This is a genomic window from Bradyrhizobium algeriense (assembly GCF_003062295.1).
Classification (GTDB): Bacteria; Pseudomonadota; Alphaproteobacteria; order Rhizobiales; family Xanthobacteraceae; genus Bradyrhizobium; species Bradyrhizobium algeriense.
Genome location: NZ_PYCN01000042.1, coordinates 1 through 23,252, shown reverse-complemented (window position 1 = coordinate 23,252; position 23,252 = coordinate 1). Strand labels below are relative to the sequence as shown.

The 23,252-nt window shown below is 59.3% G+C and carries 18 protein-coding genes and 9 pseudogenes; 14 read left to right on the top strand and 13 right to left on the bottom strand.

Annotated elements, in window-relative coordinates:
• Positions 1 to 13 precede the first annotated feature (13 nt).
• The 5 genes from nifV to nifH all read right to left on the bottom strand — a co-directional run bounded on the left by nifV (position 14) and on the right by nifH (position 3,621).
• Positions 14 to 1,201, bottom strand: a complete 1,188-nt coding sequence (gene nifV, locus C7G61_RS37815) for a homocitrate synthase (protein ID WP_108522740.1) — start codon at positions 1,199 to 1,201, stop codon at positions 14 to 16.
• A gap of 174 nt (positions 1,202 to 1,375) precedes the next feature.
• A complete protein-coding gene (locus C7G61_RS46485) occupies positions 1,376 to 1,546 on the bottom strand; it encodes a hypothetical protein (protein WP_244608664.1) in 171 nt (56 codons plus the stop codon).
• 56 nt (positions 1,547 to 1,602) lie between these two features.
• Entirely contained in the window at positions 1,603 to 1,869 is a 267-nt protein-coding gene (locus C7G61_RS46475; protein ID WP_244608662.1) for a hypothetical protein, read from the bottom strand.
• A gap of 22 nt (positions 1,870 to 1,891) precedes the next feature.
• Complete coding sequence (locus C7G61_RS37805) at positions 1,892 to 2,608, bottom strand: nitrogen fixation protein NifQ (RefSeq protein WP_108522739.1); 717 nt, start codon at positions 2,606 to 2,608, stop codon at positions 1,892 to 1,894.
• Positions 2,609 to 2,736: 128 nt separating this feature from the next.
• Entirely contained in the window at positions 2,737 to 3,621 is an 885-nt protein-coding gene (nifH, locus tag C7G61_RS37800; protein ID WP_057853693.1) for a nitrogenase iron protein, read from the bottom strand.
• Positions 3,622 to 4,043: 422 nt separating this feature from the next.
• Between nifH and C7G61_RS37795 the strand changes: the two are divergent.
• From C7G61_RS37795 to C7G61_RS46470, 3 genes and pseudogenes are all read left to right on the top strand, one after another.
• Positions 4,044 to 4,476, top strand: a pseudogene (locus C7G61_RS37795) (response regulator).
• Between the two features lie 9 nt (positions 4,477 to 4,485).
• Positions 4,486 to 4,899 (top strand): ArsC/Spx/MgsR family protein, encoded by a 414-nt coding sequence (locus tag C7G61_RS37790; RefSeq protein ID WP_108522738.1) that lies wholly within the window; start codon positions 4,486 to 4,488, stop codon positions 4,897 to 4,899.
• Positions 4,900 to 5,288: 389 nt separating this feature from the next.
• Positions 5,289 to 5,491 (top strand): annotated as a pseudogene (locus C7G61_RS46470) (transposase); the annotation flags it as partial.
• Between the two features lie 374 nt (positions 5,492 to 5,865).
• Here C7G61_RS46470 and C7G61_RS37780 read toward each other — a convergent pair.
• The 4 genes and pseudogenes from C7G61_RS37780 to C7G61_RS46465 all read right to left on the bottom strand — a co-directional run.
• Positions 5,866 to 6,249, bottom strand: coding sequence for an Mpo1-like protein (locus C7G61_RS37780; protein ID WP_274542305.1), 384 nt, complete (start codon positions 6,247 to 6,249; stop codon positions 5,866 to 5,868).
• Positions 6,250 to 7,235: 986 nt separating this feature from the next.
• Positions 7,236 to 7,730: an MFS transporter gene (locus C7G61_RS37775; protein ID WP_338026167.1), complete on the bottom strand. Its 495-nt coding sequence runs from the start codon at positions 7,728 to 7,730 to the stop codon at positions 7,236 to 7,238.
• A gap of 515 nt (positions 7,731 to 8,245) precedes the next feature.
• Positions 8,246 to 8,410: a hypothetical protein gene (locus C7G61_RS45140; RefSeq protein ID WP_156438734.1), complete on the bottom strand. Its 165-nt coding sequence runs from the start codon at positions 8,408 to 8,410 to the stop codon at positions 8,246 to 8,248.
• An 887-nt stretch (positions 8,411 to 9,297) separates the two neighbouring features.
• A pseudogene (locus tag C7G61_RS46465) lies at positions 9,298 to 9,570 on the bottom strand (site-specific integrase); the annotation flags it as partial.
• Positions 9,571 to 9,916: 346 nt separating this feature from the next.
• On the opposite strand from C7G61_RS46465, the gene C7G61_RS37760 reads away from it, so the two are divergent.
• The 4 genes and pseudogenes from C7G61_RS37760 to C7G61_RS37745 all read left to right on the top strand — a co-directional run.
• Positions 9,917 to 10,249, top strand: a complete 333-nt coding sequence (locus C7G61_RS37760; RefSeq protein ID WP_057853677.1) for a hypothetical protein — start codon at positions 9,917 to 9,919, stop codon at positions 10,247 to 10,249.
• 7 nt (positions 10,250 to 10,256) lie between these two features.
• Entirely contained in the window at positions 10,257 to 10,490 is a 234-nt protein-coding gene (locus tag C7G61_RS37755) for a hypothetical protein (RefSeq protein WP_244608661.1), read from the top strand.
• Between the two features lie 90 nt (positions 10,491 to 10,580).
• Positions 10,581 to 10,811: pseudogene (locus tag C7G61_RS37750) on the top strand (tyrosine-type recombinase/integrase); the annotation flags it as partial.
• Positions 10,812 to 10,923: 112 nt separating this feature from the next.
• Positions 10,924 to 11,067 (top strand): annotated as a pseudogene (locus tag C7G61_RS37745) (transposase domain-containing protein); the annotation flags it as partial.
• Between the two features lie 104 nt (positions 11,068 to 11,171).
• Here the strand turns inward: C7G61_RS37745 and nolL are convergent.
• A complete protein-coding gene (gene nolL, locus C7G61_RS37740) occupies positions 11,172 to 12,284 on the bottom strand; it encodes a nodulation factor fucose acetyltransferase NolL (RefSeq protein ID WP_190242161.1) in 1,113 nt (370 codons plus the stop codon).
• An 861-nt stretch (positions 12,285 to 13,145) separates the two neighbouring features.
• Between nolL and C7G61_RS37735 the strand changes: the two are divergent.
• Positions 13,146 to 14,101, top strand: a pseudogene (locus C7G61_RS37735) (IS630 family transposase); the annotation flags it as partial.
• 15 nt (positions 14,102 to 14,116) lie between these two features.
• Here the strand turns inward: C7G61_RS37735 and C7G61_RS37730 are convergent.
• Positions 14,117 to 15,247: an IS630 family transposase gene (locus C7G61_RS37730; RefSeq protein WP_108522736.1), complete on the bottom strand. Its 1,131-nt coding sequence runs from the start codon at positions 15,245 to 15,247 to the stop codon at positions 14,117 to 14,119.
• Positions 15,248 to 15,285: 38 nt separating this feature from the next.
• Here C7G61_RS37730 and C7G61_RS37725 point away from each other — a divergent pair, with 38 nt between their 5' ends.
• Entirely contained in the window at positions 15,286 to 15,567 is a 282-nt protein-coding gene (locus C7G61_RS37725; protein WP_108522735.1) for a LexA family protein, read from the top strand.
• 957 nt (positions 15,568 to 16,524) lie between these two features.
• Here the strand turns inward: C7G61_RS37725 and C7G61_RS37720 are convergent.
• Positions 16,525 to 16,846 (bottom strand): annotated as a pseudogene (locus tag C7G61_RS37720) (HesB/IscA family protein).
• Positions 16,847 to 17,124: 278 nt separating this feature from the next.
• On the opposite strand from C7G61_RS37720, the gene C7G61_RS37715 reads away from it, so the two are divergent.
• Both C7G61_RS37715 and C7G61_RS37710 read left to right on the top strand, forming a co-directional pair.
• On the top strand, positions 17,125 to 18,801 hold the full coding sequence (locus C7G61_RS37715) for an ATP-dependent Clp protease adaptor ClpS (RefSeq protein ID WP_108522734.1): 1,677 nt from the start codon (positions 17,125 to 17,127) through the stop codon (positions 18,799 to 18,801).
• A gap of 480 nt (positions 18,802 to 19,281) precedes the next feature.
• Positions 19,282 to 19,875: a hypothetical protein gene (locus C7G61_RS37710; RefSeq protein ID WP_108522733.1), complete on the top strand. Its 594-nt coding sequence runs from the start codon at positions 19,282 to 19,284 to the stop codon at positions 19,873 to 19,875.
• Here C7G61_RS37710 and C7G61_RS37705 read toward each other — a convergent pair.
• Positions 19,844 to 20,236 carry a Rieske (2Fe-2S) protein gene (locus tag C7G61_RS37705; RefSeq protein WP_244608660.1) on the bottom strand — a complete coding sequence of 131 codons (393 nt, stop codon included), beginning with the start codon at positions 20,234 to 20,236 and terminating at the stop codon, positions 19,844 to 19,846. The two genes, C7G61_RS37710 and C7G61_RS37705, sit on opposite strands and share 32 nt — an antisense overlap.
• 480 nt (positions 20,237 to 20,716) lie before the next feature.
• Between C7G61_RS37705 and C7G61_RS45135 the strand changes: the two genes are divergently transcribed.
• The 3 genes and pseudogenes from C7G61_RS45135 to C7G61_RS37695 all read left to right on the top strand — a co-directional run.
• A complete protein-coding gene (locus tag C7G61_RS45135) occupies positions 20,717 to 21,001 on the top strand; it encodes a hypothetical protein (protein ID WP_190242156.1) in 285 nt (94 codons plus the stop codon).
• A gap of 48 nt (positions 21,002 to 21,049) precedes the next feature.
• Positions 21,050 to 21,839: pseudogene (locus C7G61_RS47840) on the top strand (IS1 family transposase); the annotation flags it as partial.
• Positions 21,840 to 22,208: 369 nt separating this feature from the next.
• Positions 22,209 to 22,601: pseudogene (locus C7G61_RS37695) on the top strand (FMN-binding negative transcriptional regulator); the annotation flags it as partial.
• Positions 22,602 to 23,252: the final 651 nt, after the last annotated feature.

Here is a 23,252-nt window from a genome sequence, read left to right as displayed (position 1 = left end):
GACCATGGCCGCCTCACGCACCATTGGTCAACGAGCGCTCGCAGACGTCGCGCCAGATCGCCACCACCGTCTCGCACGCTACCGGCCGCTTGTGCTCGATGGCATGTTTCCGCACCCGCGACAGGATCTGTCTTGCGTCCTCGGCGCTGGCGGCGAGCTGCAATTCGTCAAGTAGGGTGGTGATCGACGACAGCCCGGAATGCTTGCCGATCACAATACGGTTGGATCGACCGAGCAAATTGGGGTCGAGCGACTGATACGTGCGTTGATCCTTCATTAGGCCATCGACATGAATGCCGGATTCGTGGGTGAATACATGCTCATCGACGATCGCCTTGTTCAGAGGAATCGTGCGTGCAGCCGCGGCTGCCACCAACGCGGCGACATTCTCGAGTTCCGGCAGCACGATGCCGGTGTCACGCCCGTAGAGCTGTTTGAGCGCGACCGCGACTTCTTCCAGCGGCGCATTGCCCGCCCGCTCGCCGAGCCCAATGACGGTCACCGAGGCGTGGCTCGCGCCACCCTTGATAGCGGCGAGCGTATTGGCGGTTGCAAGCCCGAGATCGTCATGGCCGTGAAATTCGAGCTCGAGATCGGTGGTCGCGCGCAAATGAGCCATCAGCGCATAGGTGGAGTCCGGATCGAGCACACTGAGCGTATCGGCAATACGAAAGCGCTTTGCGCCGGCGGCTTTTGCGGTGGCGATCAGCTTGATGAGAAAATCGACGTCAGCGCGGGAGGAGTCCTCGCCGCCGACGGCAACCTCAAGCCTACGCTCGCGCGCATAACTGACCACCCGCCTCACCTGCTCCAGCGCTAGTTCGCGGTTATCGCCAAGCTTGGCGGCAATCTGGACGCCAGAAGCCGAAATCGAGACATTGACCATCGGCACCTTGGCCTCGATTGCCGCATCGACATCGGCTTCACGCATCCGGCACCAGCCGATGGTGGTGAGCGGGAGACCGGCATCAACGATGGCGCGGCTGGCGGCGATCTCCTCACTGCCCATCGCGGGCGTCCCCGCTTCGATCTTGGTGACTCCGGCCCGCGCCAGCGCTTGCGCGATCGCCACCTTTTCGTCGGTGGTGAAGGCAACGCCAGGCGCTTGTTCGCCGTCGCGCAGCGTCGTGTCGTTGAGCACGATCGGACTTCCCCATGCCGTCTCGGACCATGACTGTTTGGCAGAGGCGGCGGCGATCATGGGAGGCTCCTTGTTGGCTTTGGCAAAGCAAGGCTTGAGCAATGTGCATGCCACGCCGGCACCCGCCACAAGCCGTTGGACAAGCGCACATTTTTCGGCACCAGCCGGATTGTCGCAAACGCGACAGTGGCGAAGTCGACGCGTCCGCTTACGTCATGGCGCGATGGGATGGCATCAACTCCGCTTGCGGCTCAGATGGATGATCAGATCGACGCAGGAGACTTCGTGGTCTGGCAGCGGCTCGGGCACATTCACAAGCAGGAGATCCGCATCGGGAATATCGAGCAGGATATCCTCGCCGTGCAGATAATAATGCGGATGCGGCGAGGTGTTGGTGTCGTACAACGATCGCGAGCCATCAAGACAAATCCGACGCAACAGGCCGGCTTGGGTGAACTGGTTCAAAGTGTTGTAGACGGTAGACGATGAGATCGGAAACCGGTCTCGCGCGCCTCGGCAAATAGCATCTCTGCGGTGACATGCTGGGCGCCTCTGGCAAACAACAGCTCGCTTAAGATCAGGCGCCGGCGCGTCGGTCGCAGCCCGGCCTTGAGCAACACATCCTTCCAGCCGGCGTCGGGACATTGCCCGCTGAGAGGGGCGGAGGCCGGTTCCACCTGCACCTCGTCGAAGTCCGCGCGATCCCCGGCGTCCGGAAGTCTGGCCAACGGACGATCCATCCGAAGTCGCTCACATTGGCCAGGTGCCGGCCGCAACCGGGACAGCCGCCTGCAGCAGAACCTCCCGCCGGCGCTCGGCCATGCGGCTCTCGCCGCTTTCATCGCCGAAGCAGAGGTTGAAGTCGTTGCATTGCGTGCACACCGGCGTCGTGCACATGACAAGGCCGTCGTCCTCGCACAGCGTGCGATAGAAGAAGCGCTTCCAGCGCATATTATTGGTATTGCGCGCGGCCAGCGGCGCGAAATGGCGGCCTAGCAGCCGGGATAGTTCGCCACGACCGCGCAATCCGAGATCTTCCCACAAGTGATTTGGCTCGATCGCGCGACGCGCGATCATCCCAGCTAACCAGTTGCCGATGTCCCCTTCGGTCGAGCGTTGCGCGAGCAGGAGATCACGCAACATTGCGGCCTCGTCGCTCTCATTGCGCTTGAAACGCAAGAGCAACTCCTCCGCGTCTATCCGGATCGACGGGAAGTACTGCTCCAGCAACGCGGCCAGCTCATGGCTGGACAGACCGACCTTCTCGGAAACCAGACCACCATCCATCGTGGCGGCCGCTAGAATAGACGCCAGCACGTGGCGATCGAAATTGCTGTCACTGGTTATGTCGGCATCTACGGGGTCCGCCCCAGTGAGCAGGCGGTAGGTCGCAATTCCCCTATGCCGCTCACCGTTCGCTTCAGTCGCTCTGGCAGCCATAAGCGGAAACAATTGCGCTTCGAACATGGGTTGCCGATCTTTCCACAGTGATCAAGTATGCTTCGCTGCATCGTGATGCTCGTCACGACATTTTTCGCCGGAACGCCGACCTCCTTACTGAGCATTGGGAAGGCCGGCCTCCGTCGGTGTGTCCTTTACCCGGCTGCGAGTTCGGCTGCGGTCTTGCCGATGATGGTCTCGTCAACCGCCTCCATGATGCCGTGCTCCATCAGCATGTCCTCGAGCTCATCCATGGAGATCGGGGTCGGGATGATGCCCTTGCCGCCATTGTTGTGGATCTTGGTCGCGAGATTGCGATAGTGATCGGCCTGCTGGGATTTCGGCGCATACTCCAGCACGGTCATGCGGCGCAGCTCCGCATGCTGCACGACGTTGTCGCGCGGCACGAAATAGATCAGCTGGGTGCCGAGCTTCTTGGCCATCGCCTCCGCCAGTTCCAGTTCCTTGTCGGTCTGCCGCTCGTTACAGATCAGGCCGCCGAGCCGCACGCCGCCAGAGTTGGCATATTTCAGAATGCCCTTGGAAATGTTGTTGGCGGCATACATTGCCATCATCTCGCCAGACATAACGATGTAGATCTCCTGCGCCTTATTCTCGCGGATCGGCATCGCAAAACCGCCGCAGACGACGTCGCCGAGCACATCGTAGGAGACGTAGTCGATGTTCTCATAGGCGCCGTTCTCTTCCAGGAAGTTGATCGAGGTGATGACGCCGCGGCCGGCGCAGCCGACGCCCGGCTCCGGACCACCCGACTCGACGCAGCGGATGTCCTGATAGCCGATCTTCATCACGTCCTCGAGTTCCAGGTCCTCGACGCTGCCGGCATTCGCCGCCAAGCTCAAAATCGTGTCCTGCGCCTTGGCGTGCAGAATCAGGCGGGTCGAGTCCGCCTTGGGATCGCAGCCCACGATCAGGATCTTGTGGCCCATCTCGGCCAGCGCCGCCAACGTGTTCTGCGAGGTGGTCGACTTGCCGATACCGCCCTTGCCGTAGAACGCGATTTGTCTCAGTGAAGCCATGTTGCTCTCCATCAACCAATTTGCCAAAGATTGCGCGCTGCCTCGCGCGCGAGCTTGTTTCTCGCTCAGAAACGAGGCACACGGGTTCAAGGGAAGGAGAGCAGCGCTCGTCTTGCGCGTCTGCGTGCACTCAGCCCTCAGTCAGTGTTGCTGCATCCTGATAGCAACCGCCGTGCCAACCCTGTCCACGCTCTCTAAGTTTCTGATTACACTTTGAAAAATTCGGGAGCCGGTGGATGAAACCAGGTGTTTTGAACGTGACAGGATTCGTGCCGCTGTCAGAAGCCGGACAAGGATCGCTAGCATCAAAACGGGAAAACGCCGGCTTAGCGCGAGCCATTTCAATGCATTCATGCACGGAACAGAAATTGCTAACGCTCTTGCAAGCCGCTTTGTCGGAGCGGATTTTCAGGAGAGCAACAGTGCAGATTGGTGTAGAAACGTCGAAAGCAGTGGACCTGCGACGGGTGTTCGTGGTCGACGATAACGAGATCACCCGCGCGGCATTGCAATTCATGCTGCATGATGAGATCGAGACGCATGAGCTTGCAACGCCAGAAGAGGCCTTTGCCAGGGACATCGATTGGTTAAAACCGCATGTGGTGTTGCTCGGAGCCTCTTATTTTAAGCAAGAGGGGCCGGCGTGATCGGCGAATTGGCGGCCCATTTTCCCGACGCTCAGATCCTGATCATCGCGACAAATCCGACGAGGCCGACGCGGTCGAAGCCGTCAAGGGCGGCGCACACGGCGTTCTGGTCAAGCCGCTGACCTTGGAAACCATTCGCAAGAAGGCCGATACCATTCTCGAACGCGGCGGCGTCACGCCGGTCGTGCAGCTCAGTGTGCTCAAATAGGCCCGCGCCATGACGACGATCATTTTCTATCACAAACCCGGCTGCGCCACCAACGCGCGCCAGATGCAGGCGCTGAAGGCCGCGGGCCACCACGTGATTGCCAAGGATATCTTGAAGGAACCGTGGCGTGCGGAGGAACTGCGACGCTTCTTCGGCAATACGCCGGTCGCATCCTGGTTCAACCGCGCCGCGCGGCGTATTAAGTCAGGCGAAATTAATCCCGAAACAAGCGACGCGGCGAGCGCACTCGCGCTGATGCTGAGTGATCCGCTCCTGATAAGGCGCCCGCTGATCAACGCCGATGGCGCAAGATGCGCCGGGTTCGATCATGGGCCCGTGCTGTCGCTGGTTGGGCGGAGCATGCAAGATGATGTCGAGCGATGCTCGCGCGAGGAAACCGGGGGACACTGCTCGAGCGGGTGAGCTGCAGAGCGCGTAGTTCCACCGAGAGGGAAAGGAGCGAAGTTTCCTCCGCTCCCCATTCTTGACGGGCGCGAGGAGCAAAGCTCGCTGAAGGCTGTCGGGGCTCTACACGCGCGTACATTTGGAATTCAACGGCACTTCGGGGTCCCACTTTCGGTCCACCAGATGGTCTTGCCCCTGAAACGAGCGGGTCTCATGACGCGGCAGCCCGGCTCGCCGCGCAGCAACGAAATGCTGGTCGCTCCTGAGCAGCTATCCCTCTTGGAAATGCCAAACCGACCAGTCAAGACTTCTGTGTTGAGGTACCAGTCTAGCAGGCTTTGAAAAAGGCGCTCGCCGCCTACCGGCGAGCGGGATTCATTGCCTCCGATGAGATACGGAGATCGTGCGTGCGCGGCGGCGACAATCAACTGGCGAGCTGTTCAGCTACGTTGACCTGGAGGCGCGGGTGCGGCGTGATCACGCGCTGCGATCATCCATCGGGAGCGAGGCGCTGTCGGCGCTATAGCGCGAGCTTGCGTCGCTCTATTCGCCGATTGGGCGGTCGTTGATCCCGCCGGAGAAGCTGCTGCGGGCGATGCTGTTGCAGGCGTCTGATAGGTGTCCTATTCCCCCCTGCGAGGTGCCCAACTAGCACAGCACAGCATTCTGCGGTGGAGAAATGCGCGCATCGGCCTGCGCCTTTCTGCTCGATAGCCTCCGCACGCAATGTGATACGAACGCCTTCGGCCTTATCGGACTGAGATCGGCGCGTCACGTGATCGGCGATAAATTCCAGCACTGCAGCGCCAATCTCGGCAACTCGGCCGGCCACCTCAAGCCGCCGAGCGGGACGGCCTCTGATCGCCGCCATGAGTTCGAGAATCTGTTTCAGCGGGATCGCTTCGCCACCGAGCATGAGCGATGTCCAGCCCGTCCGCGCCCCACGGCAGCGATGAGACCTTCGGCAACGTCGCGCATATCGGTTCACGACGAACTCAAAGGGCCTTGCGGACGCTCGTCGATGATGACGGCCAGATCGCGCCGAAATCCGAGCACGATAAACAATTTCGCCATTAAAAACATCGGTCCGAGCAACAGATGGATCGGATTGTCGACCAGTGCCGGTCGGCGACGTTCGAACACCTGGTGCCCAATAACCTGCGATGCACTGCCAATCACAATCAGGATAGCGGTAAGCGACCACATTCCGACAGTATTTGCCTGAACCACGAAAATGGCGGCGGCTGAAAGCAATACGATCGCAGCCCCAAGGATCGCGGCTCCAAGCGCGAAGTCAAATAGATGAGCACCGGTATGGTAGCGATGGCCGCCACACTGGTTTGGATCCCGAACGCGGCGATGGACCATTGGCTGAGCGGAAGAACGGCAGCCAGGAACAGGAACACGATACCGAAGACATGCATGGCGCAATTCCAAGGGGCGCGATGATACTCAACATAGTCGGCAAGCTGCCGCCGAAAAAATGAACTCATGCGGCGCTCGGTTCGCCTGTTGTATCGGCAGGCGTGGCAAAGCTCATCAAGCGCATCTGCTAGTCTCCGTCGGAAACGTCACGGTCTCATTCAAAGCGCGGCCACGTGAATGTTCGCTGCCCGTCGAGCGCGCGACGCCGCCGCCAGCATCGAAGTCGTTGCGCCTAATTCAGCGACTAACAGACTACAAGGCTGCATCATGAAACAGGTATCCGAAATGACCGCGCGATGCACCGCATTTTTCTCGCAGGTGTTACCATTCAGCCTCATCGTTGAGACCGCAGTTGATCCCGCCGGTCATTGAAATCTCCGCGTTTTGCATTGTGGTCCGCGGCCACACGCGAGCAGCGCCGCAGTTGGCAATTGCGACGGACAGCGAAATCGATCATCAAATCTATCCTTGATCGTTCGTCGATTCTTGCTTCTACTCGTGCGCTGCGGTCTGTCGCATTGACATGCATCAACCGAGGGTCATTATTCCATGGAGACGCTTCGCAAGCGCTCGCACCTGCGCGCCGTGTACGTGACTCCAAAGTTACTCGGTCGTTATCGAGAGAACCCCAGAATTTGTGACACGCTCTTCTATGGCGGATTAGAGCTAAACTCGGAATCCGGCGATGCGCGCCGCGAAGCGATTCAGCTGGCGCCGTCTCAAACCAGGAGCGCGAGCCAGATGAAAGCTTGATATGCGGGCGCCCAGAACTGGGGTCAGCGACGACCGCAGTGTCGTGACCAGGCTTCCGTTATCGCCTACCTGCGGGAATGGGCCGATGCGGCATGACGAACAGCGATCCCTGCTGCGCGCTTGCGGCAGTCGCGGCCAGGTCAGCGCCGTCGCGATCGACACGATGGCCTAGCACATTAGGGTTGATGAAAAAGCTCCAACGTGCAGCCAGCCAATGCGGACATCGCGTCGAAGCAGGCAAATTCGCCGATGCTTAATTGCGCGTGAAAGCCGGACATCAGCGGACGCTTCGCTGCACGTTCCAGTTCGACCGCATTGACATTCGCAGCGACATCGATCGAGCCGAGCGAGGCGCCGAAGGCAACCAGCGCGGCCCCGAGCTCCAGAGGCGTACTGGCAACCGCGAGCCACGGCAGGATGAGCGCAATTCCGAAGCCGCCGATCAGGATGATCGGTTTGCTGCCATAGCGCGCGCACAACAAATCGCTCAAAATCATCGAGACGACCAAGCCGACGCCCAAGCAGAGCAGCAGAAAACCGAGAACTCCATCATCGACCGCCAGCCGCTCCTTCGCGAACGGCACCAGCGGCACCCAGGCCGCAATGCCGAAGCCGGCGACAAAAAATGCAAGGCGCGTCGCGAGCCGGGTGGCCAGGCGATCGACGGACATCATCGGTGACCCCCGGAGGAAAAGTTGGTGGCTTCGTGTTCGGACACGCTAAGGACATCACGGCGGAGCGTGAGCGGCTGCGACCGCAGTTGCAGCCGCCCGAACATGCTGTTTCATGTCGCCTCACAGCAAATTGGCGGGGCAGCCGGGACGCCACGGAGGAAGTGCCGAGTCCGCCCTTACAGCACCGCCCCGCCTCCGACCGGTGATGGTGCCCCGAACGAAGCAAGCGGCGTGCCGATTTTGAAAGTTGGAGGTTCTACAGTCGCTTCGTACTGGGTGTGTGTTGCGTCAAGTCGCGGATATTGGTCTCAAAGCTGACAAACGGGCGCTCTCGTTCAGTGCGCCCGAAGGCTCTGCCAAACCGTATCACTATCGTCGGTGTGTGATCACGTCGCGGTTGTCGACCACCATGTCGAGCAGCGTGTCCTCGACCATGCGGCAATCCACGCCATTGATCCGGACGCGCGAGCATCGCCGGACCGGAATACAACCCAATTGCCGACGTTGACGTCCTAGCCGTGGAAATAGGTGCCGGTCTCCGGCTCATCGTTGAAGGCGGTCTTGCGCTTCTTGAGCACCAGGCCGACGGTGCCCTGCCAGACTGATTCCTTGATCGCGCCGGTCGACAGGATGAGCCCGCCCTTGGTCTTCTCCGGCTCGATGTAGATGCCGACCAAGACCTTTGTTGTTCAGCAGCTCGATGCTGCACAGATCGCCAAGGAGCTTCATAAGCTCGGTCTTCTGGTCCTCCGACTTCGAGCGCCGTTCCCGTGTCGAAACGCATACCATCCCTTCCCTCTCCTCCTACTCTTTCAGGATGTCTTCCATCGTCTCAGCGAGCACCGTACGCGCGTCGGCGGGCGCCTTGCGGCACCTCCCTTGCGCCGATACCGGCCCCAATCTTTGAGATTATCCGACGTGATGGCATCGATCACCTATCCAGCGCATCAAGCTTGGCCTGAAGACGTTCGGCCAGCTTGATGGCGATGGTGACGCTCATTTACAGCCCGCCCACTTGTTTCCGAGCCAGTTGTAGAAGCGCCATGCGAGTCAGCGGGCATCTGACAAGGAAAAGGCCGCCTGCGTTGCCACAAGCGGCCGAAGTCAAGGGAGGAAACGCCCAAGGAGGGCAGGATGCAGCCTAGGATGAAAGCCATCAGCAGCTCAATTGAACGCAGGTAATCGTCGAGCATCCAAAGGTGCGACGGAACGATACGAAGGTTTATGTCGAGATCGGCAAGGGCAACGCCAAAATCGCCGCTCGCCGCCGGCACCGGCCACCAGATGCCGCACCAGGATCATTTCCGCGGGTTGGCCTTGTCGCCGTACTTTGTCTTCTCGAGAGGGCCCTCGCCGCTGCCGGCGCCATACTACATCTTGGGGTATGCCTTCACGCGGCCGCCGTTGGCAAAGGCGGCCTTGTAGCTCATTTGGCGCTTTCCGCGGAGCGGCGGGCGGCATCACCCGCGTACTTGAGCTGTCGCGTACTTCGGTCCTTTCGTTGCGGGGGTGTATGCCCGGGGCTTCTGCATCGTGCGGGAGAGCGGTACCGACCCGCGCGGCTCTGCGGCTTTTTTGGAAGCGGGATGTCTTCTCCAAAGGTCCAGTCCTTCTTGAGCGCAATCCTGTAAAGGAACCGAAGCGCCGCGACAGCCGTATGGATTGAATTGGGGGCCAACCTCTTCTCGTTCGTGAGGTAGATTTGATAAGTCCGGATGTGCTCGGGGGTCAGCGCATCCGGCGACATACGGAAGTAACGTGCAAACAGCGATACCTGTTGGAGATACGATGCCTGTGTATGCGGCGACAGATTCCGCACCTGCATGTCCTCAGTCATCCGTTATCGAAGAACCGTCATGGGAAGCTCCTTAAGCGCTGCAAGCAGCGCCTCCAGCATCTCGCAATCGAACTTCGTCGGGAATGCAGGAAGATCAGATGGTGGTACCGAAGCTTGCCACGAGTCGCCTACCGCGAAGCGGTGATGCGCCGGAGAGGGGCGGACTGCGTTGTATTAACGAGGAAGCGGGGTAATGCCCGTGAGGTCGTCGCTATTGGATCGGGTCAACCAGCAATGGGAGGAAGGCGAGTTGTGCGACGGATAGCGAATATGGCTCTGTTGAGCCATATTCGCTATTATCGCTGATCGTCGGCTCTCTGATTCGCCCGTTAAAGATGGACGGCCTATGCTCGACAATCCGGAGAAGACCACCCGGCTGCTCGCCGCACTCAAGGCAGCTGCGCCATTTGACGTTGAACTGGCACCATCGTTGATCGAATATCTGCAAGCCGAGAATGTTGCCGATGCTGATCGGATGCACCACGTCGTCTGGGATTTGTCATACGCCGGTGACGAGGGCGGTATCATTTGCCATTTGTCTCGCTCGGAAGAAACAGGCAGAGCGCTTGTCGTCTCCCTCACACATGTGCGCGTGCCGCGCTCGATGCCACTTGCAGCGGCCGTTCTGGATTATCAGAAGCACCGAGTGAAGAAGCTCAAGAAGCAGGGCCGGAGGTAGCATAGAAATGGCGCACGCGATTATCCGAGGAAAGAATGGTCGCCGATATGAAGTGGAGTTTGAAGACGCGCCGGTACGCGTCGAAGTTCATGCCAGTGAGGAGACCGTCGAGATTTTTGTGGAGGCAGATTTTGAAACGCACCCGGAAGAACGGCGACGTTATGCGATAATCAACATCCCCCGCCACCTGTTCAGCGAGGCCACCGGTCGGACGGCGCGACGCACAGCGAAGAATCGTTAAGCTGCCGCGCACTCTGTGCCGCTTCCTTCTTCAGGCCGCCGCCATCGCTGCCTACCGCGGAGCGGTTTAGTCCAGTGCCTGCTATATCGACCAAGACATAGGAGGCACAGCGCTGCGATGGAACTGCTGCAAGCCGGCGTCGACTGCTCCGTGATCGCGCTGTGGCTCGGTCATGAATCGGTCGAGACGACGCAGACGTACCTGCACGCCCACCTCGCCCTCAAGGAAGCTGCCCTGGCGAAGCTCAAGCCGTACGAGCGCGGCAAGCGAACCCGCTTCCAGCCGAACGACCGCCTGCTCGCCTTTCTGGAGGCGCTCTGAACGACCAGACTATGCCGAATGGAATGGGGCTGCCGTGCACGCGATCGACGGTGCCAGCGTGACAAGGGCTGCCATACCAAACCCGTTCGGCATAGTTCGGCGGGCGGCATAAACGGCAAGAATTAACGGCGTTGGTTCGCAAGCCTGGCTGGCCGATGTCCTTGCCCGCATCGCCGCCCATCCGGCTCATCGGCTGGACGAGCTCCTGCCCTGGAATTGGACGCCAGCATCAGCGATCTCCGCTCCAGCGGCATGACGACACACGTCAACAAGGTCCATCACGTCACCACAACCAATGGCAGAAGCTGCGAGGAGACCAACCAGGAGCCGGGCTCTCCAGGATTCAGATCTCGGCTGCAGCTAATTATCTGCGGGCTGATACTTTAGACAAGCCGAGCGTGGTGGCGCTCCAAGAACGAGCTGAGATAGATAGGGAATGTCGCGCACGATCCAGCGTACCATTAGCGCGACGGCAACAATCGCTCCCCCAAGAATTCCCGCGACGGCCAACCTGGTCGTGAGATCCCAAAGTTCCCCGTATTGTATCGAATCCATGAGACGAAAGACCGTACCTTGTATCAAGTATAACAGCAGCGTGCTCTGTCCCAGTTCCACGGTAATAAAGCGGGTGACTCGATTTGAGCGGCCAACTTTCCAGCATTGGAGGACGAGCACGATCACGATCGCTGAGGCCGCTGCGGAGCCAAGAAGCATCAGAAGTACGTTTTTTGCCGACTGCATATCGTGCACTAGGGCGAGATTGTTGTAGATGTAAGTGTCTTTGCGCCAGGCTAGAAAGCACACCAAAGCCGCTATGGAGAGAAACGTGATTAAGAGCGGCTTGTGAGATCGCGTTATGCTCGTCCACCATTCTCTCGACTGAGCAAAAGAGACTCCTAGGCAGAAAAACGGGAAAGTATACCTTATGAGAGGTGATATGGAAAATGTCACAGGTGCAAGTGCGACTAGTATGACTGATACGAATAGGATCCAGGGCGACCGACGATTGAAAATCGAAAGAATTTTGACTAGAAGGAAAGAAACAAAAGCAGCCCAGATGAACCAGTATGTGCCCGCGGAATCGTTTAGACACTGCAAAACGCTGCCTGGTTCGCTTGCAGACGAGCTAAATGCGGCCAACTTGGCTGTCTCTAGGATAGCGTACCAAAACAGCATGGGCAACAAGAGCTGCATCGCACGATCACCGATGGCTTGAGTGAATGACTTTCGCAAGAGCGCTCGCCAAGAAAGATATCCGCTTATCGCCATAAAGAGTGGCATGTGGAACATGTAGATCCATTTGAAACATGGCGACTCCCAGAAGCCTTCATCTCGGTAGACGACATATTGGATCAGGTGACCGACGATCACCAAAGTGATGAGCACTCCTTTCGCGAAATCTAAACCTAGATCTCGATCGTTTGCCTCCGGCGTGCGCGCCCCGGGCACAGTCGATCCAGTTATTTTTGGCAATGTATCAAACCTCTCGATATCCCTTGTTCCGATGAGCCGGACACCCGCTTGACTGGGAACACCCGCTGCGACCAAGTACTAGTGCAAGCTGCATCAGAAAAACAGCGGCTCATCATGGTCATTAATTCGGGGGTCCCGGCCAGCATCAAAGGCATTCCTGCCAGATGTCGCGGTCCACTCTCCGAACGGTTCAAGTGGCAGCATTAGGCAGCGGTTCAGGCGGGTGCAATATCGGAGTGCTGCTGGAGCAAACGTGCGAGCGTCGTCCCCGACCTGGGGAGACCAAGAAAACATACCTCTGACTAGTTGCTTAGGGCCAAGTTTCATGATGTGCCGGTTATACTTGAGCAAGGTGAGCAAGGCGCTGACCATCTCAGGAGAGATAGGCCGAGCTGCCGAACATAGGTATAAGCTGCCGGCCACCTATTATGAAAGGCACTTCGCTGCTCCAGCTTTGCATCGCGCAATCAATCCATTCGGCGATAGCGGAGGCATTTGCCATCTACATTCTACGGCTCCCGATAGCTGACGGAGGTCGATGACATGTTCAATTGTACGGAGGTGGGCGATCGGTATAGAAAAGAGGCGACCTGCTATACGAAGGTTTACCGATGGAAGCTCTACCCCAATTCGATCGGCTTGCCTGATCGAGCGGGCGCGTTGCAGCGTGTGCAACCGGAAGAGGTGTTTGCAACGCACTGCCAGGAGTCGCCATAGCGGCGTACCAACTCAAGCATGAGAGCCTGAACATATGCAGCGCAGCTTGCGCAGCAGCTCCTCCCACTGAGTGCATTCGGCGTTGCCATCACGAGCAGCTAGTACCCACTTTCCTTAGAGGGTGAGTCGTGATTCAAGATCGGGATGATACCCGAGGCAAGAGAAGTTCACCTTTCGAGGAAAGATCGCAAGGTCCTGGAGGCGCGTTGTCGTTCGCCGGCGAACATTGCAGCGCGATTTGAAGCGGGCGCGGATAGTTTTGTTGGCGGCGGCCGGGCGCAGCACGCGGTCGATAGCCAAGGAAGTCGGGGTCCAGCCTCGGATTGTCAGCCTGTGGCGGCATCGCTATGCCGACCTCGGCCTTGAAGGGCTGCAGAGGCCGCGGCCTGGCAAGCAGCCGATCTATACGAAGGCCACCGACAAGCGGATTCTGCGGCTGTTGGACAAGCAGCCACCAGAAGGGTTTGCGCGCTGGACCGGGCCCCTGCTGGCCGAGGCGCTGGGCGATGTTAACGTCCAATATGTCTGGCGGTTCCTGCGCAACCACCAGATCGACCTCGTGGCTCGCAAGTCCTGGTGCGAGAGCAACGACCCGAACTTCACGGCCAAAGCCGCCGATGTTGTCGGCCTCTACGTCGCCCCCGCCCGAGAAGGCTATCGTGCTATGCGTGGACGAAAAGCCTTCAATCCAGGCTTTGGAGCGAGCGCAAGGTTATCTGAAGTTACCCAATGGTCGCGCCTTGACCGGTCAGAGCCACGACTACACGCGGCATGGCACGACAACGCTGTTTGCGGCGCTCGAGGTTGCGACCGGAAAGATCATCGCGACGCATTCAAAACGGCGGCGCCGTGTCGAGTTCCTCGACTTCATGGACAGCGTCACCTCGGCTTTTCCGGACCGCCAGCTTCACGTCATCCTCGACAATCTCAACACCCACAAGAAGAACGAGCACTGGCTAAAGGCCCACCCCAATGTGAACTTTCATTTCACGCCGACAAGCGCATCCTGGCTCAATCAGGTCGAGGTTTGGTTTTCGATCCTGCAGGGGCAGTCGCTCAGCGGCGCTTCCTTCACCAGCCTTAAGCAGCTCCAGGAGCATAGTGCTAGTGGTTCATCACAGTGATTTTGACTCATTGGCGGAGGTTGGATATGCGCGGCCGAGTTTGGCGCGGGCTTTATCGGTTGTGAACATCCATTTGATGCGGTCTCGTACTTTGTTTCGCTGCCGTTGCCATGCTGCGATCTCTTTTCGGAGCCGTTTGGGGTCGTCGATGCGGCTGCCGAGATACTGGCGCTGCAGCACGCTGATCTCGCACTCGACCATGTTGAGCCAACTGGCGTGTTTCGGGGTGTAGTGGAATTCGAGGCGACGCAGGATGCGACGGGCCTCGGCGGGCGCAAATGCTTGATACAGCGCGCCGGCGGTGTGGATCGACAGATTGTCCTGCACGACACGGATACAGGCGTCATCGGGATAATGGACGTCGACGAGTTCACGCATGCAGTGGGCGTAGTCCACGGCGGCGCGGTGGTCTGTTATCTTGACGTTGCGCCAGCCGCGATGCGGATGGAAGGTGACGAAGAGATTGACGGTGCCGTTGCGGCGGTACTCGTAATCGTAGCGCTCGCGCTGTCCGGGCCTGGCCGGGATCGGCTGACGCACCTCGCCGATGAGCTGGACGGGGGTCTCGTCGAAGCAGACCAGCGGCCGCTCGGGATCCGGCGCCTCGGAATAGAGATCGAGCACGTCCTCCATGCGGGCGACGTATTCGCCGTCGACATGGGGAATGCACCACATGTCCCTGCGCCATGGCTTGAGGTCGTTCTCGGCCAGCCGGCGACGCACGGTCTCGCCCGACAGGCTGTCGTGATCGGTGAGCTTGACCATCGTGTCGGCCAGCAGCGTCAGCGTCCAGCGTTTGCGGCCGGCGGGCGGCTTGGCGCATGCGGTCGCGACCAGCAGGGCCTCTTCCTTGCCCGTCAGCTTGCGTTCCGCGCCCGGACGCGGCTCCTCGCTCAACGCCCGCTCCAGATTGCCTTCCACGAAGCGGCGCTTGGTCCGGCCGACGGTGGAGAGGCTGACACTCACGGTCCGGGCAATCTCCTCGTCGCGGCGGCCCCTATCGGCCGCCAGCAAAATCTGCGCCCGCTTGAGCTTGCGGGCGGCGTGCTTGCCGCCGCCGAGCATCGCCGTCAGTTCATCGCGCTCGGCTTGGCTCAATTCGACCCGATAACGTACATTCATGCTTTGCCTCCTTGGCGAAGGCCGGGACGAATCCAACGATGAGACAAAAATCAGGCGCGCGTTTCACCGAGAAGCAGGGGCACTACCTCGCTTTCATCCATACCTATTCGTACATGTTCGGACAGCCGCCCGCCGAAGCCGACATCCAGCGCCATTTCCGCGTCAGCCCGCCGACTGTCCACCAGATGATCGTCACCCTCGAACGGAACGGCTTCATCCGACGTCAACCCGGCGTCCCCAGAAGCATCGAGATTCTCTTGCCACCGGAAAACTTGCCCATCCTCGAATGGCTCGGTATCAAAACGTCAAAATCACTATGATGAACCACTAGACATCACCGTCCATGCCTCATCGGAGATGCCAAGGCTAAAGAAGCAAACGCCGTGCCGCAACAAAGAAGATTGAGTCTGCACGCAGTATCTGCATGCGTCGCATTGTCGACATTTGGTTCGGAGCCGACAATCTTCCTGATACCAGACGCCTGTGGCGCGTACGCCGTTTCACTCTCGTGTGAGGGCACCCACCGGAAGGCGTTGACGCAGACATCCTCAGATGGTGTGCCGGGGATATCAAGATGCTCAGAAAGTCGGGAAGAGAAAATTGACTGGCGTCACGAATGAAGATGTCCATACCATCGAGGTGATCCGTAGCAATATAGTTCTCTCGCCTTGCTTTCCGCCAATGGCATCGAACACAAAACGTATCGAGTCAACCACGGCGGCGTCTCGGGCTGTCGCTGTCCTCCTTGGACGTTTCCTCCCTAGACTTGTGCCGCTTGTCAGTTAAGCGTCCTTTTTGCTTGCCCATCAATCCGAGCATTTTGGATCGGGTATGCGAGACTCAGGATTCGCGTTTGATGCGGAAGGATACAGACCGCGATCAACGACTTGGACGCCAGGGTCGCCTGAGTTGGCATGCTCTGCGAGCGCCTCCTGTGCCTTGTGCTGGGGATTATGTTTTGGGCATAAACCTTTTGGATCCCGTAAGGATTCGTTCCAGTGCTGATGGACACGCCACTCGTCTGGGAAACTGGAATTGGTGCCCGTCAGCAGCACGGAAAGCACGACCGAACTCCTCGCCCAATTCACTTCGAAGATCATCCGGCGGGAGCGATCCAGGCAGGTTTCTGCCGCCGACAGCAAGGACCCAGGCAGCGTTGCGGATTGGGCCGGATCTCCTCGATCACGGCGCGAATGAGTTGCTACCGACCGGTCTCAATGCTCGGCGGTTGCTTCAGTTGTTCTGGTTCCACCAGCATGGTTCGATTTCTCTTGTCATCAGCTGAAGGATTTGCCGCAAGAGCAGCTCGATTTGGCGTTTGGGTTGTCGAAGGTGAAGCCCGAGCCCTACAGCGCCACCACGAAATCGATCGTCGTGCCGGCGAGGTGTTCATGGCTCTTATTGTCGACGAACACCTTGACGCCGTCGCGCTCGATCACGGTGTCGTCAGGCTTAGCCTCGTCGGCCAGGCTTCATCCGGTATTTGAACCCGTCGCAGCCACCGGCCTCGACCATGATGCGCAGGCCGCTCGTCGGCTGCGCCGAAGCCGAGATCGCGCTCTTGAGCGCATTCACTGCGCTATCCGTCAGATTGATCATGGCACCCTTTATTTTCCCGAGTCGTTTGCATGGGAATTGGCAAGTCGCATGCCAGCGCGCCCGAGCTTGACATTGCTCACCTTTTCGAAATCGCGCCTGTTGGCTTTGCGAGCGTGTAGGGTTGCTGACAAAGGTCTTCGAGGGATTGCGGCGGCTTTGCGTGTCTTCTTTATGGATTCCGCCGATAAAGCGTAAGGAACGCGGCGGCAAGCAATTTGCATTGCGTGTCTAAGCCGGCCGAAGTGTCCGGTGATGAGCTTAGATCGGAGACCACTTTCATGACGAACACTACCGAACAACTAGAACACGCACCGGGGGTCTTTGTCGACAAGATCTCCGCAGGCGGTGCGCCCATTCAGCTTGTTTTGCACAATGACGACAAGACGACTCTCGGTTTCGTGGTACGCCTGCTGCGCGAGGTATTCGACAAACAGGAGCGGGATGCCATTGCGCTCGCCGAACTCGTCTTGCAGCATGGCAAGGCCGTCTGCGGACGCTATCCTCCCTCAGTCGCAAAGGCGCTCCTCGAGGCGGCGCAAGAGCGTATCCGAGCTGAAGGATGTCCCCTGCTGATCACGGGCGAAGCCGCGGGCGAACCGGACGGCCCCGACCTGTCCGACGTGCAATTCGAATATGCCTTCGAAGCGCTTGAGTGGCACTTCACCAACATACCGCCGAGCGAACTCGCCACTACTGTGCGGCGATTCCCGGGCCACATGCAGGCCGATGTTCAGGTCGCGATCGATAAGCTATTCGCCGATCCGGTCCGCTTCTTCGGCGTCTATGAACAACATAGGTACGAGACGCTTTCATTCGCTCGGATCAAACAGCGTGGACGGAATGCGATTTCGCTGGTGCCGCCGCAATATCACCAGGTTGATACTGGCGAAACGGCGCCGGTCAAATGCCTGTGCAATGGACTGTGGCTTTGCCGGGCGAGCGAATTTTTCTATGCCGTCGTGCTCTCTACTGAGTTCGAGTTCAAGCAAGAGCCGAGGATCCGGATTGAAATCGTTGCCCCTGCGGGGTCTGGCGGCGAAGCCTTTGTTCAGCGCAGCTTTGACGAACTGGAACGGGCGGTGCACGCGGCACGTTCTTATCGCGGCAAGATCCTCTCATTTGAGAAAGGTGCGGATTACAGCGGCCGCTCAAGAGGCATCACGGTGCATCGAGTGGCACCAGTGAGGCGCGAGGAGGTGATCCTGCGGGAACAGGCTATCAAATTGCTCGATCGCAACGTGTTGAGTTTTGTCGCCACGCGCGGCGCACTCCGCCGATTCGGCCAGTCGACCCGCAAGGGCATCCTGCTCTATGGCCCGCCGGGCACCGGTAAGACCCACACCATCCGCTATCTCGCCACCAACCTACCGGGACACACCACGCTAATCATCACCGCCGAAGAGGTCGGTGAGCTGAGCGCCTATATGGCGCTCGCGCGCCTGCTGCAGCCTACCATGGTGGTGATCGAGGATGTCGATCTGATCGCCAGCAAGCGCGACGACTTGACAACATGTGAGGAGGCCGCGCTGAACAAGCTCCTAAATGAAATGGACGGCTTGAAGGAAGACGCTGACATCCTCTTCGTGCTCACCACCAACCGCCCCGAACAACTCGAGGGCGCCCTGGCCGGTCGTCCCGGCCGCATCGACCAGGCGATCGAGATGCCGCTGCCTGATACGACCGGCCGCGACAAGCTGATCCGGCTTTACGGCATGGGCCTGCCGCTTGAGGCGGAGATCGTAGCCGAGACGGTGCGCCGCACTGAGGGCGTCAGCGCCGCTTTCATTAAGGAGCTGATGCGGCGCATTGCGCAATCATGCATCGCTCGTAACGGCGGAAACTCAGTGACCACAGCTGACATCGAGGAAGCGCTCGACGACATGCTGTTCACCGGCGGCCGCCTCAACGTGAAGCTCTTGGGTGGGGCCGGAGCGATGGCTGCGGGGTCTGAATGAAGGCGAAGGGAGGAAGATCACCCGCCAAGGGCTGCGCCAACTCCCGCATGCGCCGGGTGTCGACGACGCGTCTATGACTGATGAGCAGCGAGGCGGTTCGTGAACGCGAACCGCCACGACGAGGCCGAAGCAACAATGACTGCCCGCTCGCCGGCTGCGCCGACGTTGAGATCGCGGTCTTGACTGCATCCAGGTTGCTTGTGGCTCACCCTTCCCTTGCATAAGTCGGTTGCTTGCGAATTCGCAAGCTGCATGCCAGCGCGCGCTTGATAGTTCCCGTCTTTTTCGAATCGCGCAGAGTGGCTTTGCGACCCGTGTCGGGTTCCTGACGAGGCTCTTCGAGGGATCGCGGCGCGCTTGCGTGTTTTCTTTAAGTGTTACGCGGATGAACCATTCCAGTCGCGGCGGCAAACAATTTGCATTGCACATGTTGCGCCGGCCGAGGTGTCCGGTGATGAGCTTAGATCGAGGACGATTTTCATGACTGCAATCGAGAACACCGCGCTCGGCCGGCTGGACAAGGAGGGGCGCCTGCTCAATGCCATATTCAAGGGCGGGACCACCAAGCCGGGCCGGTTCGGCTTTCGCGGCGATATCGCACTAAAATTCCAGACCCAGGTCGCGGACGAGGAGCGGCCGCCCGACTATTCGATCGAGCAGGTGCTGATGGTCGCGCAGGAAGGCGAAAGCACCATTCCGGTGCTGGCCGGCTATCTGCACTGCTTCGCTTATCTTGCTGATATCGCAAACGTTCTTGACGGCGCGCTAAGCCCTGGTGGCAGCTACTTCATGTTTTGCAACAACATAGACCTGTTGGCGAAATACCGAACCAAACTCGGTGATATCACCTTCCACGTGCTGCCGTGCGATGAATCCACTGTCATCTGGAAGGAGATGATGGACCTGGTCGGGGTCAACAAGAACGGCCTCAAGAAGCTCGATGCGGGCGGCAGGCTCGATTACTTGCTCGACGCGGCCAGGAATGTCGATGCATCCTATGACGAAATCTCCTACGAAGACGGGCTGAAGAGGATGGGGCCCGTCAAAAACCGCAACGAGAACCGGCCGGTCTGAGCGCTGGTCCAGCCCTCGCCGGTGGGATCCGTTCTCGTCCTACAACAAGCCGCACGCCGGTGACGCAGATGTCGCCGTCCAGCACCGTCAACGCGACCGGCGTGAGCCCGCTGCCCTTGCACGGGCCATCAACGCAGCGGCCGGTGCCGAGCTCGAAGGTCGAGCCGTGCTTACTGCACATCAGCCGGATGCCCTTGGGATCGAGGAACTGGTTACGTTCCCAGTCCAGGTTGACCCGGTTATGCGGGCATTTATTGAGATAGCCAAACACCCGCTTGCCCCAGCGCACCACAACAATGGACCACGGCTTGGGATGTCGTAGAAGCCGCAGATCGCATAGGCGGTATTCGGCTGCATCCATTGCTCGTTCATGACAAGATGCCTTTCATTAATCACCCTGCGACCAGCCCTGCAAGAATCGCGCAGGGTGCTGGATCGCCTCACCTTCTGGGGAATTCGACGCGCGGCGTCGCAAGCGCACCACCACTAGGTGCGACCCGTGCACGATCGACGGGTTCGCGCGAGCACTGTCGCTTTACGGGGCTCACAACGCGCATCTCCGCGGCTGCTACAAAAAATTGATCTCTTCGCGTCCGACTTTGCCGGCTGCTCGCTGGACGAGCTGACGGCAATGCTCGATCGTGGCATGCTGACCATCTATTCGGTCACGCGCCCGATTACGGCAGATTGCGCTGTCGATCAGGCGGGATTCTCGTGATTTTCAGCGTTGGCACGCCGGCCTTCGGCCCGCGGAGGGTGGCGTGAACCAGCCGCTCCTCGCGGCCAATCCGGTTTCGGCCGCCGGCCTGGGCTTGCCCGTGCCCGTCAGGCGGATGGCACGATGGTTCCGGTTTTTTCCGCAGGCCCTGGCAACTACGAGATCAAATTCGCCGAAGTGTCCTGCTCGAAAGGCTCACCGGTGAAGATCACCGCTGTCAAATTGCTTCCGGTTCGTCATCATACGGAAAAGTGCCCCGAAGCAGCCTCGCTTGGTGGGAGCAGTCATTGGAATGCTTTCCGCATCGGTGGGATGAGCGCTATGAACAAGCTGCCCCTACAAACCCGCGTCCAGATTCTGACGATGCTCTGTGAGGGCAACAGCTCAGCCGGATTACCGGGGTTATAGCGCGACAATCTGGATGGGAAGTCTTCGGGAACATTCCTCCATGAGGCAATACGCACTTCCATCCTGATTGCCGCGCCGCACGGGGTGTCGATCAATACCGTGACTAAGCTCTTGGTGGACGCTGGTTTGGCCTGCGCCGCCTTCCACGATGAGAAGGTCCGCCATGTCCCCGCCATCCGCATCCAATGCGATGAGGTTTGGTCGTTCATCTACGCCAAGCAGAAGAATGTCAAATTTGCTAAGCGGCTCCGGCCGCTGCTGGCGACATCTGGACGTGGACGGGCCTGGACGCCGACTCCAAGCTGATCCTGTCATGGCACGTTGGCGAGCGCAGCCAAGACAACGGCATTGTCTTCCTAGGAGACTTGGAGGCGCGTCTTGCCAACCGCGTCCAGCTCATCACAGATGGCCACAAAGCCTATCTCAAGGCCGTATCTGCGGTCGATTTCAACGCTGACTACGCGATGCTGAACAAGATATTCGCGACTGACTATGCCGTCCTGGCCGCTATAGCCCGCCCAAGTGCATTGGCGCGATCAAGGAAGCCATCATGGGCAACCCCGATCCGAAGCGTAACAGCACCTCATTTGTTGAGCGGCAGAACCTGACCATGCGCATGTCAATGAGGCGGCTTACCCGCTTCACCAATGCGTTCAGCAAGAAGTTTGAAAACCATTGCCACGCGTTGGCACTCTACTTCTTTTTCTACAACTTCTGCCGCGTCCACAAGACACTTGGCGTCACCCCGGCTATGGTCGCTGCCGTGACGGATCGTATCATGAAAATGGAAAGCCTTGTTGAGATCATCGGCGCGCGGAATGCCCCGGGGCCGCGCGGCAAAGGGCTGGATGAGGCCCATACACCGTCCGCCTGCCGTTTCGCATCGACCAGGTTGCCCATGGCCGCTGAAGACGGATTGCGTGCAGCCTTCCCTATGCGCGAGATCCGACGGCGCAGCCGCTGGCTTGCATGTGGTGGTCTGGTTTCGCGATCTGCCCCAAACGTCCGAAGCATGGGTTACGCCGCACTGGAGGCGCGCCAGATCGAGCGCGGCTGTCAGCTTCTGGCTCAAGCGGTCGATCAGCTTCGTTCGCGGCGATTGTCCTAGTCGCATGCCCCTCCAACTGGACCATCAAAATCAGTGATAACTGGCAGTTCTAACCGTACCAGGCTCGGTCTATCTCAGGAACGAGAACGGAGAACCGCCATGTATGTGCCCCCCGCCTTTAGAGATGACGAGGTCGAAAGCATCCGCGCGACCATTTGCTCCGCCGGCCTCGCCAACCTGGTCACGGCCACCGCGGACGGACCGATTGCGACACCCTTGCCGCTCTTCCTCGATGAGACCGAAGGAGAGCACGGAGTGCTGTACGGGCACTTGGCGAAGGCCAATCCACAATGGCGTTCGGCTCCGACCGGCGAAGCTCTGGCGATCTTCATGGGTCCGGAAGCCTACGTGACACCCTCATGGTTCGCGACCAAGCAAGAAACCGGGAAGGTGGTGCCGACATGGAATTACATCGCCGTCCACGCGTAAGGGCCGGTTGAGTTCTTCCAGGAGCCCGAACGTCTGCTCGAGGTGGTCACGCGCCTAACGAACTCGTTCGCGACAGCGGAATGAAGTTATTGAGGATTGCCAACATCCGATCCCATAGTGGCAGCAGACATTATGAACCATCCGAACCGGCATTTTCGCAGAATTCAGATGCTTGCGGCCGACGACGCATGATTCTACCCGGGGACGGCGACTCGGAGCCAGCAAGCTGGTGGGAATGGCCGAGCAGGATGACCGACTTCGCGGGAGCAGTCACTGGTGAAGGTCACCGAACATTCCCGAAGGCCAGCTTGCCGGAGCCGGCACTATTACGACGCCCATCCGCGGCAGGGCCCTGCAATGCCAACCATTTTGTGATGCTGTCGCGGCGCATAGAGTCCCATCCTATGAACGACGCGCTGGCTCCGACCGATCTCATTTCGATGGGAGCGGGATCTGAACTACCGTCCGTCGACCGGCCCTTCATGCTGCTGTCAGGGCGGACTACTTTGTCACGCATCTTGCAGACGACGGCCGCCCGCTTCGACCACTAATCAACCAAGTCCTTCGCGCCGGTCGGCGCCGAGGGACTCTATCCCCGAGCGCAGCACACGGAGAGTCCCTTCAGCGAGGCTTCGCCGTCCAACTCCCGCTTGCCTGCGGGAAAGGCGGACAGAGGCGCTGTCAAGCGGCTTCCGCTGCGGCGGGCTGGTGGGT